Source organism: Nocardia sp. NPDC050408, assembly GCF_044458905.1.
Lineage (GTDB): Bacteria > Actinomycetota > Actinomycetes > Mycobacteriales > Mycobacteriaceae > Nocardia.
Map to the genome: position 1 here is coordinate 217,401 of NZ_JBITIL010000005.1, position 16,305 is coordinate 233,705.

Consider the following 16,305-nt stretch of genomic DNA (forward strand, 5'->3'; position numbering starts at 1 on the left):
CTTCATGTTTCGGGTGGTTGCACAACGTCGGCATGAGGAAGCTGCGTTGTTTCGAGCGACCTGCGAGCAGTCGCAAGCGGTGAGCCAGTGACGCGCCAGGCTCGGGTGCGGCCGGCTCGGACACGGACACAGCGGACGCGCGTCATCACCCTGCCGCAGTTGATGGCGGCCGCCGTCGAGGCGAATCCCGGCGGCCTCGCCGTCGTATTCGCAGATGTCGATACCACTTCCGGTGGGCTCAGCTATGCCGAGTTGGATGAGCGTTCGACCCGGCTGGCCCGGCTGCTCATCGATCGTGGTGTGGGGCCGGAGGATCTGGTCGCGGTGGCCGTTCCGCGATCGGTGGATTCGGTACTCGCGGTGTGGGCGGTGGCCAAGACCGGCGCCGGATTCGTGCCGGTAGACCCGCACTATCCGGCGGATCGGGTCGCGCACATGCTGACCGACTCGGCTGTGAGCTTCGGCCTGACCGTCGGCGCGGTTCGCCGCGGCCTGCCCGATTTCGCCGAATGGCTGGTCCTCGACGACCCCATCACCGCGCAACTGCTGCAGCGGTATCCGGTGGACCGGGTGACCAATCAAGATCGGGTGCGACCACTGCACGGGGCACATCCGGCCTACGTCATCTATACCTCCGGCTCGACCGGCGTCCCCAAGGGCGTCGTGGTCACCCACCAGGGATTATCCGGCTTCTGCGATGAGCAGCGGACCCGATACCGGGTGACGAGTTCGGCCCGGACACTGCATTTCGCCTCCCCGTCCTTCGACGCGTCGGTGCTGGAACTGCTGCTGGCGTTGGGCGGTGCGGCCACCATGGTGGTCGTCTCGCCGACTGTCTACGGCGGCGCGGAACTGGCCGCGGTGCTGCGGCGCGAGCGGGTGACCCACGCCTTCGTGACGCCTGCGGCTCTGGCCTCGGTGGAGCCCGACGGACTCGACGAACTGCGGGTCGTGGTGACCGGTGGTGAGGCCTGTCCGCCGCAGTTGGTGCGGCGCTGGGTACTACCGATCGCGGGCGGGCTGCTGCGCGAATTCTTCGATGCCTACGGTCCCACCGAGGCCACCATCGCCACCAATATCACCGCGCCGATGGTGCCGTGGGAGCCGGTGACCCTCGGTCCGCCGATCCACGGCATCGCCGCCTATGTGCTCAATGATCGGCTGGTGCCGGTGCCGAACCGGGTGGTCGGCGAACTATATGTCGCCGGTGCGCAACTGGCGCGCGGTTACCTGGGCCAACAGGCGCTCACCGCGACCCGATTCGTGGCCAACCCGTTCGAACCGGGCACCCGCCTCTACCGCACCGGCGATCTGGTGCGCTGGACCGCGACCGGTGAACTGGAGTACCTCGGCCGCAACGACTCCCAGGTGAAGATCCGCGGCTTCCGCATCGAGCTCACCGAAATCGACGCGGTACTGGGTGCATACGATCGTGTGGATTTCGCGGTGACCGTCGGGCACGAACTCGATAGCGGTACCACCGTATTGGCCTCGTATGTGCACCCCGTCGACGGGCGGAACGTCGATATGGCGGAGCTGAAGGCCCTGGTAGAGCGAAAATTGCCCGCACATATGGTGCCCGCGTCCATCACGGTGCTCGACCAGGTGCCGCTGACGCCCATGGGCAAACTGGACCGCAGGGCGCTGCCCGCGCCGGTATTCGAGGCGAAGGTATTCCGCGCACCCACGACACCGGTCGAGGAGATCGTCGCGGGCACCTTCGGCGATGTGCTCGGTGTCGCGCGCGTCGGCCTGGACGACGACTTCTTCGAGCTCGGCGGCAATTCGCTGCTGGCCACCCAGGTCACCGCCCGGCTGGATGCCGCGCTGGACACGCAGTTGGCGGTCCGCGATCTGTTCCATGCCTCGACGGTCGGCGCCTTCACCGCCGTCGTCGAGCGGACCGCCGGATCCGGCCGGAGTCGACCGCGGCTGGTCGCGGGGGAGCGGCCCGAGTTGATTCCGCTGTCGCTGGCGCAGCAGCGGTATTGGTTCCTCAACCAGTTCGATACCGAGACCTCGGCGGTGGACAATATTCCGCTCGCCGTGCGGCTCACCGGTGAGCTGGATGCGGCGGCGCTCGGGCTGGCCATCGGCGATGTGCTGTCCCGGCACGAAGTACTGCGGACCACCTATCCGAGCATCGGTGGGCGGCCGCATCAGGTGATCCATCCGGTGCCGGATACGCGGTTCGCCATGGTGCCGGTCGATGTGGCCGAGGACGAACTGGTGCGCCGGCTCATCGACTTCGCCGTGCTGACCTTCGATGTGACCGTCGAGGTTCCGATCGCGGTCGCACTGTTCCGCCTGGCGCCGCGCGAGCATGTGATCGCCTTGACCGTGCATCATGTCGCGGCCGACGGCGCATCGATGGGTCCGCTCGCCCGCGATCTGATGGTCGCCTATGCCGCGCGGATGCACGGGCAGGCGCCGCTGTGGCAGCCGCTGCCGGTGCAGTACGCCGACTACGCGCTGTGGGAGCGCGAGGCGCTAGGTGACGAGGACGATCCGCAATCGCCCGCCGCCCAGCAGATCGCCTACTGGCGGCGAACCTTGGCGCAGTTGCCGGACCAGTTGGAGCTGCCGACCGACCGCCCGCGCCCGCCGGCCCAGTCGTTCCAGGGCAGGTCGGTGCGGTTCGCGATCTCGGCGGACCGGCACGCGCGACTGCATGCGCTGGCGCGGGCCAACCACGCCTCGCTGTTCATGGTCGTGCATGCGGCGCTCGCGGTGCTGCTGGCACGTCTGTCGGGCACCGACGACATCGCGGTCGGCACGCCAATCGCGGGTCGTGGTGAGCGCGAACTCGATGACCTGATCGGCATGTTCGTCAACACGCTGGTGTTCCGGACGCGGGTGCGTCCCGGTGATAGCTTCGCCGCTCTGCTCGCCGATGTGCGCGAGCGCGATCTCGAGGCCTTCGCCAATGCCGATGTGCCCTTCGAGCGAATCGTCGAGGCGCTGAATCCGGTTCGCTCGATCGCCCGCAATCCGCTGTTCCAGGTGGGTCTTTCCTTCCAGAACCTGGCCGAAACTACCCTGGAGCTGCCCGGACTTTCCGTCGCGCCGGTCGATTTCGATTTGCAGCTGGCCAAGACGGATCTGCACATCTCACTGACCGACCGCTACACCGACGACGGCGCGCCCGCCGGGATGGTGGCCGACTTCGGTTATGCCAGCGACCTGTTCGACGAGACGACAGTGCGCGGCTTCGCCGACCGGTTCGTCCGGGTACTCGATGCCGTACTCGCCGATGTGTCGGTGCGGGTCGGCGAGATCGAACTGCTCGCCGGTGACGAGAGTGCGCGGATTCTCGCGAGTTGGAATGCCACCGCACACCCGATCGATACGACGGCGACCCTGGTGTCACTTCTGGATGCGACCGTGGCCGCCGACCCGGATGCGGTGGCGGTGGTATCCGATCAGCCGGGACGCAAGCTCAGCTACGGCGAACTCGATGCCCGGGTGAACCGGTTGGCGCGGTATCTGATCGAACGCGGCGTGCGCCCGGAGGACCGGGTGGCATTGGGCATCCGCCGTTGCGTCGATCTGATCGTCGCGATGTACGCCGTGGCGAAGTCCGGTGCGGCGTATGTGCCCATCGATCCGGATCAACCCGCCGAACGCATCGAGTACATCCTGCGGACCGCGGGACCGGTCTGCCTGTTGAGCTCCGTACACGACGGCTTCCATACCGATGTCGTCGATTCCGTCACGATCGATGAGCTCGACCTGTTGCACTACTCGGACGCGCCGCTCGCCGCGCATGAACGCCGCGGTGCGCTGCTGCCGAGCAATACCGCGTACGTGGTCTATACGTCGGGTTCGACCGGGCAGCCGAAGGGCGTGGCGGTGGCGCACGGCGCGATCGTCAACCAACTGCTCTGGGAGACAGCCGAATTCGGTCTCGGAGCCGACGAGGTGGTGCTGCTCAAGACGGTGGCCACCTTCGACCTTTCGGTCTGGGAGTTCTGGACGGCGGCGGTATGCGGTGGCACGGTGGTCATCGCCGCTCCGGATGGTCATCGGGATCCGGCCTATCTGAACGAACTGATGGCTCGCGAGTCGGTGACGACCCTGCATGTCGTGCCCTCGATGCTGGACGCGCTGTCGACGGGTCACCTGTCCCGATCACTGCGCCGGGTGCTGGCCATCGGTGAGACGCTACCGGCCGCCACCGCACAGCGATTCCGTCAGGACAATGGCGCGGACCTGTTCAACCTGTACGGCCCGACCGAGGCCGCGGTCTCCATCACCAACCATCGGGTGACCGACGCCGACACGGTTACCGTGCCGATCGGTAGGCCGCAGTGGAACAGCCATGTCTACGTCCTGGATTCGCGTCTGCGGCCGGTGCCGGTCGGCGTATCCGGCGAGTTGTATCTGGCTGGTGCCCAATTGGCGCGCGGCTACTTCGGACGGACCGATCTGACCGCGGAACGGTTCGTGGCCAACCCGTTCGAATCCGGTGCCCGGATGTACCGGACCGGCGACCTGGTGTCCTGGAATGAGCAGGGCGAACTGGAGTACCACGGCCGCACCGACTTCCAGGTGAAGATCCGCGGTTTCCGCATCGAACTCGGCGAGATCGAGATCGCGCTGCTCGCCCGGCCCGAGATCGCGCAGGCCGCGGTGCTCGTCAAATCCGATGCACGGATCGGTGATTGGCTGGTGGCCTATGTCGTACCGGCCGACGAGGCGAGCTCGGTCGAGGCCGCCGAACTGAAGGCCGCGCTGGCCGCGGTGCTGCCGTCGTACATGATGCCCAATGCGTTCGTAACGCTGACGTCCTTGCCGCGCAATGCGAATGGCAAGCTGGATCGTGCCGCGCTGCCCGATCCGGAGTTCGAGACCCAAGTCTTCCGCGCCCCTGCCACCCCGGTCGAGGAGATCGTGGCCGGTGTCTACGGCGAGGTGCTCGGTGTCGAGCGTGTCGGGCGCGATGACGATTTCTTCGCCATGGGCGGCAATTCGCTGCTGGCCACGCAGGTGGCGGCCCGGGTGGGCGACGCGCTGGATACCAAGGTGCTGGTGCGCGCGATCTTCGAGACACCCATCGTGGCCGGACTCGCCGCCAAGGTCGAGACCCATGCCGGTTCCGGTCGGCGACAGCCGCTACTGGCCGGGCTGCGGCCGGAGCAGGTCCCGCTGTCGCTGGCGCAGTTGCGGATGTGGTTCATCAACCAGTTCGATACCGGCTCGGCGGCCTATCACATCCCGGTGGCGGTCCGGCTGTCCGGCGAACTCGATATCGCCGCACTGGGTTCGGCGGTCGAGGATATGGTTGCGCGGCACGAGGTGCTGCGCACCGTCTACCCGCTGACCGCGGATGGGCCGGTGCAAGAGGTGCTCGCACCCAACGAGGCGCCGATCGATCTGGTCCCTATTCCGATCGCGGAATCGGATGCGGTGCGGCAGGTGCAGGAGATCGTCGCGGCGGGCTTCGATGTCACGGTCGAGGTGCCCTTCCGCGCGACCCTGTTCCGGCTCGATACCGGTGATCACATCCTGGTATTCGTCGCCCATCACATCGGCGCCGACGGCTGGTCGATGTCGCCGCTGGTCCGCGATGTCATGCTGGCCTACTCCGCCCGCAGCGCGGGTGAACCTCCCTCATGGTCGCCGCTGCCGGTACAGTACGCGGATTTCAGTGTCTGGCAACGTATGGTGCTCGGCTCAGAGGATGATCCGGAGAGCTTGATCTCGGCACAGGCCCAATACTGGCGGACCGCACTGGCGGATCTGCCCGATGGACTGAATCTACCTGCGGATCGGCCGCGCCCGGCGCTGCGGACCTTCACCGGCGGGCGCCACGAATTCGAGATCGATCCGCTGGTGCACGCCGGTCTCGTGCGGTTGGCTCGCCGACACAACGCCACCATGTTCATGGTGGTGCACGCCGCGCTGTCGGTATTCCTGGCGCGCATGTCCGGCACCGACGATATCGCCATCGGCACCCCGGTGGCCGGTCGTGGCGCGGCCGAACTCGACGACATGATCGGCATGTTCGTCAATACGCTGGTGCTGCGACTGCGGGTGCCCGACGACCGCACCTTCGGTGACCTGCTCGCCAACGCCAAAGACGCTGACCTGCAAGCCTTTTCACATGCCGACCTGCCGTTCGAGCGATTGGTCGAACTGCTGAACCCGCCGCGTTCCACGGCTCGGCACCCGCTGTTCCAGGTGTCGATGTCGTATCTGAACCTGCCGACCAGCACCTTCGAATTGCCCGGATTGCGCGCGCAGACCTTCGATTTCGCCGTCGACACCGCGAAATTCGATCTCTCGCTGACCATGTGGGCACCCGGTACCGCCGCGGAAAGCCTGCGCGGTGAGTTCAACTTCGCGCGTGATCTGTTCGACGACAAGACGATCGAGATGTTCGCCGCCCGGTTCACCCGGCTGCTCACCGAGATCGTCGCACGCCCGGACGCCCCGATCGGTGACCTGCGGCTGCTCGGCGCGGCCGAAGAGCAGGCTCTGACACCGGTGCGGAGGGGTGAGCCGCCCGCCGTCCGGCTGCTGCCGGACCTATTGACCAGCGCGGTCAGCGTCGATCCCGAACATGTCGCGGTGCGCACGGCCGGTCGCTCGATCTCCTACCGCGAACTGGACGAATACTCCTCGCGACTGGCTCGGGTGCTGATCGATCGCGGTGTCGGCCCGGAATGCCTTGTCGCACTAGCCTTCCCGCGTTCGCTGGAGATGGTCGCGGCCTTCTGGGCGGTCGCCAAGGCCGGTGGCGCGCATGTGCCGATCGACCCGACGTATCCGACGGACCGGATCCGGCAAATGGTGACCGATTCCGGTGTCGTCCTCGGCATCACCACTTCCACCTACAGCGAGCGGCTGCCCGACGAGTCGACCGAAACCAGCTGGCTACAGCTCGACGATCCCGCGATCCATGCCGCCGTCGCCAGTAAGTCGCCAGCGCCGATCACCGATGCCGAGCGGCTGGCGACACTGTTGCCGCAGCATCCGGCGTACGTCATCTACACCTCCGGCTCGACGGGCACACCGAAGGGCGTCACCGTCACCCATGTCGGCGTCGGGGGCGCCGTCGAGAACGCCAGCGCCGTATTCCAGCTCGGCCCGCAGCATCGGTTCGCGCATCTGTGCTCGCCGAGCTTCGATCCGTCGATTCTGGAGTGGCTCTGCACCTTCCACAACGGCGCGACGCTGGTCATCGTGCCGTCCACCATCCTCGGCGGACCGGATCTGGCGGCGCTGCTGCGCACCGAGCGGGTCACGCACGCGATCTTCACTCCCGCTGTCCTCGGCACGGTCGATCCGGCCGGTCTGGACGAATTCCGATACCTGTGCTGCGGTGGCGATTCCACCTCGCCCGAGCTGGTCGCCAGATGGCAACCGGGACGGCACTTCATCAACGGCTACGGGCCGACCGAGGCGACGGTGGCCGCGTCCTGGAGCGAGATGATCGCCGGAGGGCGCATCACGATCGGCGGCCCGGTGCCGGGAACGCCGATGGTGGTGCTGGATTCGCGGCTGCGCCCGGTGCCGCCCGGTGCCGTCGGCGAGCTATATCTCGGTGGCACCGCACTGGCACGCGGCTATCACGACCGTCCGACGCTGACCGCGGAACGCTTCGTCGCCGATCCGTGGGGTCCGCCCGGTGCGCGGATGTATCGCACCGGTGATCTGGTGCGCTGGGTCGGCGAACCGGGGGAGTGGGAGCTCGAATACATCGGTCGCACGGACTTCCAGCTCAAGATCCGCGGTATGCGCATCGAACTCGGTGAGATCGACGCGGTGCTCGGCGGCCACGACGATGTCGAATTCGCAGTCACGATCGGTCGGGAAACCCCAACGGACGAGAAGATTCTCGTCGCCTATGTGCTTGCGGTAGCGGGGCGGACCATCGACACCGGTGCGCTCACCGAATACGCCGCGCGCAGCCTGCCTCGGCATATGGTGCCCTCGGCGGTGGTGGTACTCGATATGGTGCCGCTGACCCCGGTCGGCAAGCTCGATCGCGCCGCGCTGCCCGCACCCGAGCTCGCCCCGCGCCCCTACCGCGCGCCCTCGACCGCGCAGGAACAGGCCGTCGCCGACGTATACGCCGAGGTACTGGATCTCCGGAGATCGGGCATCGATCGGGTCGGCTCCGATGACGATTTCTTCGCACTCGGCGGCAGTTCGCTGGCCGCCATGCGCGCGGTGCACAGGCTGCGCGAGCTGACCGGTATCGCGGTCCAGGTGCAGTGGTTCTTCACCGATCCGACCGTCACCGCGCTCACCCAGCGCATCATGGCGGCCGATGACACCGAGGCCCACGAATACGGGTTGAACGCCGAGGCCGCACTCGATGTGCTGCTGCCGATCCGGTACGGCACCGGCGAAGCCCTGTTCTGTATCCATCCGATGGCCGGATTGTCCTGGTGCTACACCGGTCTCGCCCAGTATCTGCCCGCCGACCGCCCGATCTTCGGTGTGCAATCGCCCGCGCTGTCCGAATCCGACTTCCGGCCGGATTCGCTGGATGCGATGGCTCGGCGCTATGTCGAGGAGATCCGCGCGGTGCAGCCCGAGGGGCCGTATCGGCTGCTCGGCTGGTCGCTCGGTGGTGCGCTGGCCCATGCGGTCGCGGTTGAATTGCAGTCCGCGGGTGCCGAAGTCGCGCTACTCGCCATGCTGGACAGTCGCACCGGCGGCAATATCGCCGACTTCTGGGCGGAGCTGCGCTCGGCCTTCGCCGAACTCGGCATCGGCCCGGACATGCTGGGCGACAGCAATATCCGCAACCTCACCGAAGAGGCGCTCGCGGTGCTGTACGCCAACATCCCGCCGGAACTGGCGCTGCTGACCCCGGACCGACTGCGTCAGAGCTACCGCGGTGCGGTGCGCTCGGTAGAGCTCGGAATCAACCATCAGCACAAGGTTTTCCACGGCACGCTCGAGTTCTTCAGCGCCGCCGGCCACACCGCCGAATCCCGGGCCTGGCGGCCGTACGTCGACGGCACGATCAACGAGCATCCGGTCGAGGCGACCCACGAGCTGATGACGTCTCCGGCGGCCTTCGCCGAAATCGGACCGGTCCTGGCCGCCTTGCTCGCAGCGCCGGAGCCGGTCGAGGATGCCGCGGAGCCAACCGAAGCCGAGGCATTCGCGCCGGTCGAACCCGCCGCCGTACCGGAGGGATACGAGTACGCGGCACCGCTCGCCGATCCGGCCGCGTTCGACCACGACTACCCGACATCGGTCCTGGTCCCGATACCTATCGATGTCCCGGAACCGACCGAGGACACGGCCGCGCCCGATGAGCTGCCCCCGACGGTCGAGGCCCCGGCACTGGATCTCGACGACGACGAACCCGAGATTGCCGAGAAACCCGAGCGCGTCCCGTTCGCGGTCATCCACGACGACGACCCGATCGAATTCGCCGTCCCGCACCGCCCGGACGAACCCGACGACGCGCCCATCCCGCTATCGCTGACCCCGAATGCCGTGCGGCTGTTGGATATCGGCGTCGAACTGCGCGTCGTCACCCTCGAGATCCCGCCCAACTACTCACCGGAGGCGGTGCAATTCGCCGTCGATACGGTGCTCGAACAGCATCCGATGCTGTGGGTCCGCCTGCACCGCGACGGTGCGGGTACTGATCCGGTCTTCGAGATCCCGGCCGAGGCACAGCGGCTCGACGAGGCCTTCCTCGGCCTGGAGTACGGCATCGATCAGACCCCGCCGCCGGTCGACGATGTGGTGCGCGCGGTCGCCAGCGAACTCGATCCGGCACATGGCCGCAATATCCGCTTCGTACTGGTCGGCGGCCGCGAGGTGCCCACGAGCATGGTCATCGTCGCCAATGGCCTCGTCGTGGACGACACCTCCTGGCGCACCATCATCGACAAGCTGTCACTGGCCTGGTCGCGCGGCAGACACCGCACGCCCGCCGTTCCCGAGTCCGGACTATCCGACTTGCTGAGAGTCCTGTCCGAGGGTGCGAGCGGCCCGGCGGCAATCGAGGAAATGGCGTGGTGGCACCACACCCTGAGCGTGGTTCCCGCCGCCAAGGCAGGTGCCACGAACAAGAACCTGCGCTCGCGGCGCCGGGTCTCGCTGACGATCACCACCGAGGGCACCGCCGCCGTCGTCGCCGCGGCCGCCGCACACGGTGTCAGCGTCGACGAAGTCCTGCTCACCGCCCTCGCGCTCGCCCAGATCACCTCCGCGGGCGAAACCGTCACCGAAGCCATCGGCCCGGTGGTCCGGCTGCACGCCGATAGCCGGGCGATGGCCGAGGCCGATACCCTCGTCGGCGCCTTCACCACCGATTACCCGCTCCCGCTGCAGTTGGCGGGGGTGAACATCCAGGAGGCGTTGGTCGGTGGTCACGCGGCGGGTGTCGCGATCGAGCAGGTCAAACGGCTCACCGGTGCCGTGCCGTCCTATGGCGTCGGGTACGGCCTGCTGCGTTATCTCAATCCGGATACCGCCGCCGCCCTGAGCGCACTCCCCACCGGCCGGTGCGGATTGCGTTATCGAGATCTGCGCCCGGCGCGCGTGCACACCGACGCACCGGCCGGGGATCTGCTGCTCGATATCACCGCTGACGCCACCGCCGAGGGCCTGCTCGTTCGCTTCGACTACGCGGCCGAGGTATTCGGCGGTGACGAGGTCAAGACCTTCGCCGAACATTGGATCCGAGCCCTCGGCGGGCTGGCCGAATACGGTCAGCGATATCCGGGGCGACCATAATCACATTCCGGCCGTTCAGGCATGATGGAGCAACATTGCGGTAACGATGTCCACTATCGTCACGACTAAATAGGCCGTATGGTCGGCCGCGGTGCATGCCCGCGGCAAGGGGAAGCCCTACCGTAATCACAATACGAAGTGAAGGTGTGAAATTGATGCGTAGTCTGATCCGGCGTCGCGGCACACGTGCGGCGGCGGTGATCGCGGCAACCGCGGTATTCGCGGGGGTCATGTCCGGCTTCGGCGCATCTACCGCGACGGCTGATCCGATCATGGATTCCAAGACGCTGCTGGCGAACCCGGTCGCGCCGGACGGCTCGAAGATCACCAAGGCGGAGTACAAGGGCGACCGCAGCATCCGCCTGTATGTCTACTCCGCCGCCATGGACCGGACCTTCCCGGTCGACGTGCAGCGCCCCGCCGACGCCTCGGCGCCGCGCCCGGTGCTCTACCTGCTCAACGGTGCCGGCGGCGGTGAGGACAGCGCGTCCTGGGTGGCCAAGACCGATGCGCTGAAGTTCCTCGGCGACAAGAACGTCAATGTGGTGCAGCCCATCGGCGGCAAGTGGAGCTACTACACCGACTGGATCAAGGACGATCCGGTTCTCGGCCGCAACAAGTGGAAGACCTTCTTCACCGAGGAGCTGCCGCCGCTGATCGACGGCGCGCTCGGTACCAACGGCACCAACGCGATCGCGGGGCTGTCCACCTCGGGCACCACCGTGCTCGCGCTGCCGATCGCCAAGCCGGGCCTCTACAAGGCCGCCGCGGCCTACAGCGGCTGCGCCCAGACCAGTGATCCGGTCGGCTCGGAGTTCGTCAGGCTGACCGTCGAGACCTGGGGCGGCGGCAATGTCGAGAACATGTGGGGCCCGATCGGTGGGCCGGAGTGGACGGCGAACGATCCCTACGTGAACGCCGAGGGTCTGCGCGGCACCGACCTCTACATCTCGACCGGCAACGGTCTGCCCGGCCCGTACGACACCCTGGACGGTCAGTACGCACTGCCCGGCTCGGGCGGTCTGGCCAACCAGATCCTGATCGGCGGTGTCATCGAGGCGGGCACCAACTACTGCACCAACAACATGAAGGCCAAGCTGGATTCGCTGGGCATCCCCGCCACCTTCAACTTCCGTCCCAATGGCACCCACTCCTGGGGCTACTGGAATGACGAGTTGCACGCCTCCTGGCCCACCCTCGCCAAGGGCCTCGGTCTCTGAGTCGATCCCCGCGCTTCCCAACCGACCGCCCCGATTGTGACCTTGTACACAACCGGGGCGGTCTGTTTTATATAGATAGTGCTAAACAAAAAGTTCGGGAACCCGTAAAATTCTGTTCTATGAGTACAACCCTGGTCGAGTCGGCGCGGAACGTGACGACCCGGGCGAGATCCGTCACCGTCTTGCTCGGTCCAGCCTTCGTAGCGGCCATCGCCTATGTCGATCCCGGCAATGTGGCGTCGAATATCAGCGCGGGCGCTCAGTTCGGCTACCTACTCGTGTGGGTCATCGTGATGGCCAATGTGATGGCCGGACTGGTGCAGTTCCTATCGGCGAAGCTGGGGTTGGTCACCGGGATGTCGCTACCGGAGGCGGTGCGGTACAAGTCGAGTCGTCCGGTACGCCTTGCCTATTGGGTGCAGGCCGAGACCGTAGCGGTGGCCACCGACCTGGCCGAGGTGGTCGGCGGCGCGATCGCGCTGAAGCTACTGTTCGATCTGCCGCTGCTGCTCGGCGGACTGATCACCGGTGTGGTTTCGATGGCACTGCTGCTGGTGCAGAACCAGCGCGGGCAGAAGCCGTTCGAGCGGGTCATCACCGGTCTGCTCGCCGTCATCGCCATCGGCTTCCTGGCCAGCGTGGTGATTTCGCCGCCGTCGGTCTCCGGCACCGTCGGTGGTCTGCTGCCGCGGTTCCAGGGCGCTGAAAGTGTGCTGCTCGCAGCGGCCATGATCGGCGCGACCGTCATGCCGCACGCGGTGTACCTGCACTCCGGATTGGCCCGTGATCGGCACGGTCAGCCCGAAGTGGGTCCGCTGCGGGCACGGCTGCTGCGGGTCACCAGATACGACGTCGGACTGGCCATGGTGCTCGCGGGCACGGTCAATATGGCCATGCTGCTGATGGCCGCGAATACCCTGCGCGGCCGCGAGAATGTCGACACCCTCGAGGGTGCGCACGCCGCTGTCGGCGATGCGCTCGGTCCCGTCGCCGCGCTACTGCTCGCGATCGGCCTGCTGGCCTCCGGGCTGGCATCGACGTCGGTCGGCGCGTATGCCGGGGCAATGATCATGGAAGGCCTGCTGAACCGTAAGATTCCGCTCTTGGTTCGGCGGCTGGTCACCCTGATCCCGGCCATCCTGATCCTGGCGATCGGCATCGATCCCACTCGCGCACTGATCATTTCGCAGGTAGTGCTGTCCTTCGGCATCCCCTTCGCCCTGATCCCCCTGGTCCGCTTCACCAGCGACCGCATCCTGATGGGCGCCGACGTCAACCATCGCGTAACCACCGGCCTGGCCTGGCTCGTCGCCATCATCATCAGCCTGCTGAACGTGGCCCTTATCTACCTGACCGTCACGGGCAACTAGGCGAACAGCGTGCGCTGGGCATAGCCCGTATCGAAATACTCACGGGCTTCGGCGATCTTGCCGTCCTCGACCCGGAAGACGATCGCCACATTATTGGCATACGGTTCGCCCGCCTTGGTGGTCGCGCGGGTGGTCCATTCGGCGACCGCCTGCGCACCGTCGGCCAGCACGGTCCGCACCTCCTGTCCGATCGGCTGCGACACGTCCATCCGCTCGATCATCTGCGCGACGAATTGCCCGAAGATCTCCTCGGGGCCGGTCCAGGTGCGCGCGGTCGGCAGCTCGCCGAACAGGGTCCAGGTCGAATCCGGGGTGAAGAACCCGGCGGCGCGTGCGGCGTCACCGGATCCGAGTGCCTCGATATAGGCCAGGATGGTGGCGCGGGTCTGCTCGGTGGTCGACATGATCGCTCGCTCCTTCAGGCGATGGTGAGGATCGCGTTGCCGCGGATCCGGCGGTTGTTCAGATCGGTGAGCACGCTCGCCGTTTCGGCCCAGTCGGCGACCCTACCGAGTTCCGGATGCAGGCGACCGGTAGCCGTCAGGTCGACCAGCACGCGCAGATCCTCGGCATCGGTGGTGTCGGCGACCCAGTGCGGAAAATGCCGCAGCGTGAACGGTGTGACCGCAAGGTATTCGAAGAAGCTGAGCCGGATCGGTTGCAGGCTGGCCTGACCGAACCACAGCACGGTACCGCCGGGTGCGATCCGGGCGAGCGCGGCGGCGAAGACATCGCCGCCGACCGATTCGAAGATGACATCGAAGCGACCGTCGGCGTCCGCGACATCATGGACGACGGCCGCGCCGAGTTCGGCCAGCCGGGCGCCGCGTTCGGGCGATGCTGCCACCGCCGTCACCGAAATGCCTGCGGCCGTTGCCAATTCCACCAGGTAATGACCGACGCCGCCGGATGCGCCGGTGATCAGCGCCTGCTTGCCCGCCGGGGCCTCGACGTGCCGAAGCAGACGCAATGCGGTCAAACCCGCGAGCGGCAAGGCGGCCGCACTGGTGGCGGCAAGGGTGTCGGGCAGTTCGGCCAGTGCGGAGGTCGGGACGGCTACCCGCTCGGCCCACCCGCCGCCCTCGGCATGGCCGACCACCCTGGTTCCGACGGCGGGCCCCGATCCGTCGGCGGCGGCCGCGACGACCCGGCCGACAACGTCCTGTCCCATGACGGTGCCCGGTACGGTCGGCGTGCCGTAGGCACCGGTCATGGCGAGAATCTCGCCGCGGTTCACCGAGAACGCCTCGACCCGGATGACCGCCGCATCGGGGGCGGCCGTGGGTTCGGTGACCTCGACGAACCGCACCAAGGTCGGATCACCGGTTGCTGCAAGGGCCTTCATCTGACTTCCTCCTGGTCATTGCTACGAAAACGACACTAAGAGGGCTGGTTTCCAGATGAAAGAAGGCAGTAATTAGTGGTATAGGTACCTGGTGGATACCAACGATCTCATGGCATACGACATCTTCAACCTGAACTGTCCGTCCCGCGCGGTGTTCGATCGGCTCGGTGAACGCTGGACCGGGCTCGTGCTGCTGGCCCTGAAGCCGGGAACGCTGCGCTTCTCGCAGCTGCGTAGGCAGGTGCAGGGCATTACGCAGAAGATGCTCACCCAGACGTTGCGCGGTCTGGAACGCGACGGCATGGTGTCGCGCACGGTGTATCCGACCGTGCCGGTCACCGTCGAATACACGCTGACACCGCTCGGCCATAGCTTGAGTGCCGCCGTCGATGTGCTGCGGGCCTGGGCCATCGAGCACATCGACGAAATCGACGCGGCCAGAGCCGAATACGAGCAGGCGGGCTGATCACACCCAGTTTTCGATCCAGTACTTCCAGATCACCGGAGCATATGCGGCCAGGGGCGGCACCTTGATGTCGGTGCCCGCCAGTGCGGCGGTGGCGTTGCGGCAGTCGAACCAGCAGCTGAATTCGCTGTGCTCCAACACATCCTGGGGGACGCCGACGCGGGGTAGTAGCCAGCTCGTGCCGGGAACGCGCAGCATCATCTCCAGGGTGCGCTTGGGCATCACCTCCACCAGATGCGGCGCACCGGCCTCGTCGGCGAACAGATTCAGCGCCTCGGCCGCGCTCTGTCGGCGCGGATCGGCCAGGTGGTAGGTGGTGTGGTTCGAGTCGGGCTGGTGTGCGATGTGGGCCAGTGCGCGAGCCACGAAATCGACCGGGACCATATTGGTTTCACCCAGCTTCGGCACCAGCACCGGCAGGATCCTCGGCAGCTGCGCGGCCATCCGCAGCAGCCGGAAGAAGTAGTAGGGCCCTTCGATTCGATCGATCTCACCGGTGCGCGAATGTCCGATCACGATCGAGGGCCGATAGATCCGCCAGCCCAACCCGGATTCGCGCACGATCTTCTCGGCTTCGAATTTCGCCCGCTGCATGGGCGAACTCAGCACCTGACCCTCGTCGAACATATCCTCGGTGAACAGGCCGTCGAACCCGCCCGCCACATCCACCGTCGAGACATGGTGCAGCAGAGTGGCTTTCAACTCTTGCACGACATCGACGACATGTCTGGTGCCGTCGCCGCGTTCGGCGAGGTCATAGCTCGACGCCAGATGGAAGACATGCTCGATCGAGCCCCGATGCTCGGCGATCCAGGCCGGATCGATGCCGAGCCTGGGCGCTCCCATATCCCCGTGTACCGCCCGCACCCGCTCCCCGCCCATCCATTCCCGAGCACAGCAGGTATACCGGTCCGCCGAATCATCCCCCGGCCGGACCAGCACATGAATATCCCGCTCCCGTTTCAGCAGCTCGGGAATAAGAAATCGACCGATGAACCCAGTTGCTCCGGTAACCAGGTAAGCCATAGCCGATCAACATAGTCGCTCGTGCGGGCACGCTTGTGTCCGGGATCACGCTCCGCCCTCGGGACGGTCGCCGCACCTGTGGTCGGCGCGGCCCCCGCGCATCACTCGCTAGGCAGCGGTAAGCCGTGGGACGCTGACGATCCCCGCACCGAGCTCGGTTCG

At 66.7% G+C, this 16,305-nt stretch carries 7 protein-coding genes; 4 read left to right on the forward strand and 3 right to left on the reverse strand.

Annotated elements, in window-relative coordinates:
- The first annotated feature begins 87 nt into the window (after nucleotides 1-87).
- The 3 genes from ACIBJI_RS17520 to ACIBJI_RS17530 all read left to right on the forward strand — a co-directional run bounded on the left by ACIBJI_RS17520 (nucleotide 88) and on the right by ACIBJI_RS17530 (nucleotide 13,306).
- On the forward strand, nucleotides 88-10,716 hold the full coding sequence (locus ACIBJI_RS17520) for an amino acid adenylation domain-containing protein (protein ID WP_397084887.1): 10,629 nt from the start codon (nucleotides 88-90) through the stop codon (nucleotides 10,714-10,716).
- Nucleotides 10,717-10,946: 230 nt separating this feature from the next.
- Nucleotides 10,947-11,936, forward strand: a complete 990-nt coding sequence (locus tag ACIBJI_RS17525; protein ID WP_364355624.1) for an alpha/beta hydrolase family protein — start codon at nucleotides 10,947-10,949, stop codon at nucleotides 11,934-11,936.
- A gap of 119 nt (nucleotides 11,937-12,055) precedes the next feature.
- Entirely contained in the window at nucleotides 12,056-13,306 is a 1,251-nt protein-coding gene (locus tag ACIBJI_RS17530) for an Nramp family divalent metal transporter (RefSeq protein WP_364355603.1), read from the forward strand.
- Here ACIBJI_RS17530 and ACIBJI_RS17535 read toward each other — a convergent pair.
- Both ACIBJI_RS17535 and ACIBJI_RS17540 read right to left on the reverse strand, forming a co-directional pair.
- Nucleotides 13,303-13,710: a nuclear transport factor 2 family protein gene (locus ACIBJI_RS17535; RefSeq protein ID WP_364355600.1), complete on the reverse strand. Its 408-nt coding sequence runs from the start codon at nucleotides 13,708-13,710 to the stop codon at nucleotides 13,303-13,305. The two genes, ACIBJI_RS17530 and ACIBJI_RS17535, sit on opposite strands and share 4 nt — an antisense overlap.
- 14 nt (nucleotides 13,711-13,724) lie before the next feature.
- The gene (locus tag ACIBJI_RS17540; RefSeq protein WP_364355597.1) at nucleotides 13,725-14,651 is read right to left on the reverse strand and encodes a zinc-binding dehydrogenase; all 927 of its coding nucleotides are present in this window, start codon (nucleotides 14,649-14,651) and stop codon (nucleotides 13,725-13,727) included.
- 91 nt (nucleotides 14,652-14,742) lie between these two features.
- On the opposite strand from ACIBJI_RS17540, the gene ACIBJI_RS17545 reads away from it, so the two are divergent.
- Nucleotides 14,743-15,117, forward strand: a complete 375-nt coding sequence (locus ACIBJI_RS17545; RefSeq protein ID WP_364355594.1) for a helix-turn-helix domain-containing protein — start codon at nucleotides 14,743-14,745, stop codon at nucleotides 15,115-15,117.
- On the opposite strand, the gene ACIBJI_RS17550 is transcribed toward ACIBJI_RS17545, so the two are convergent.
- Nucleotides 15,118-16,143: an SDR family oxidoreductase gene (locus tag ACIBJI_RS17550; protein WP_396957388.1), complete on the reverse strand. Its 1,026-nt coding sequence runs from the start codon at nucleotides 16,141-16,143 to the stop codon at nucleotides 15,118-15,120. It lies immediately after the preceding gene.
- Nucleotides 16,144-16,305: the final 162 nt, after the last annotated feature.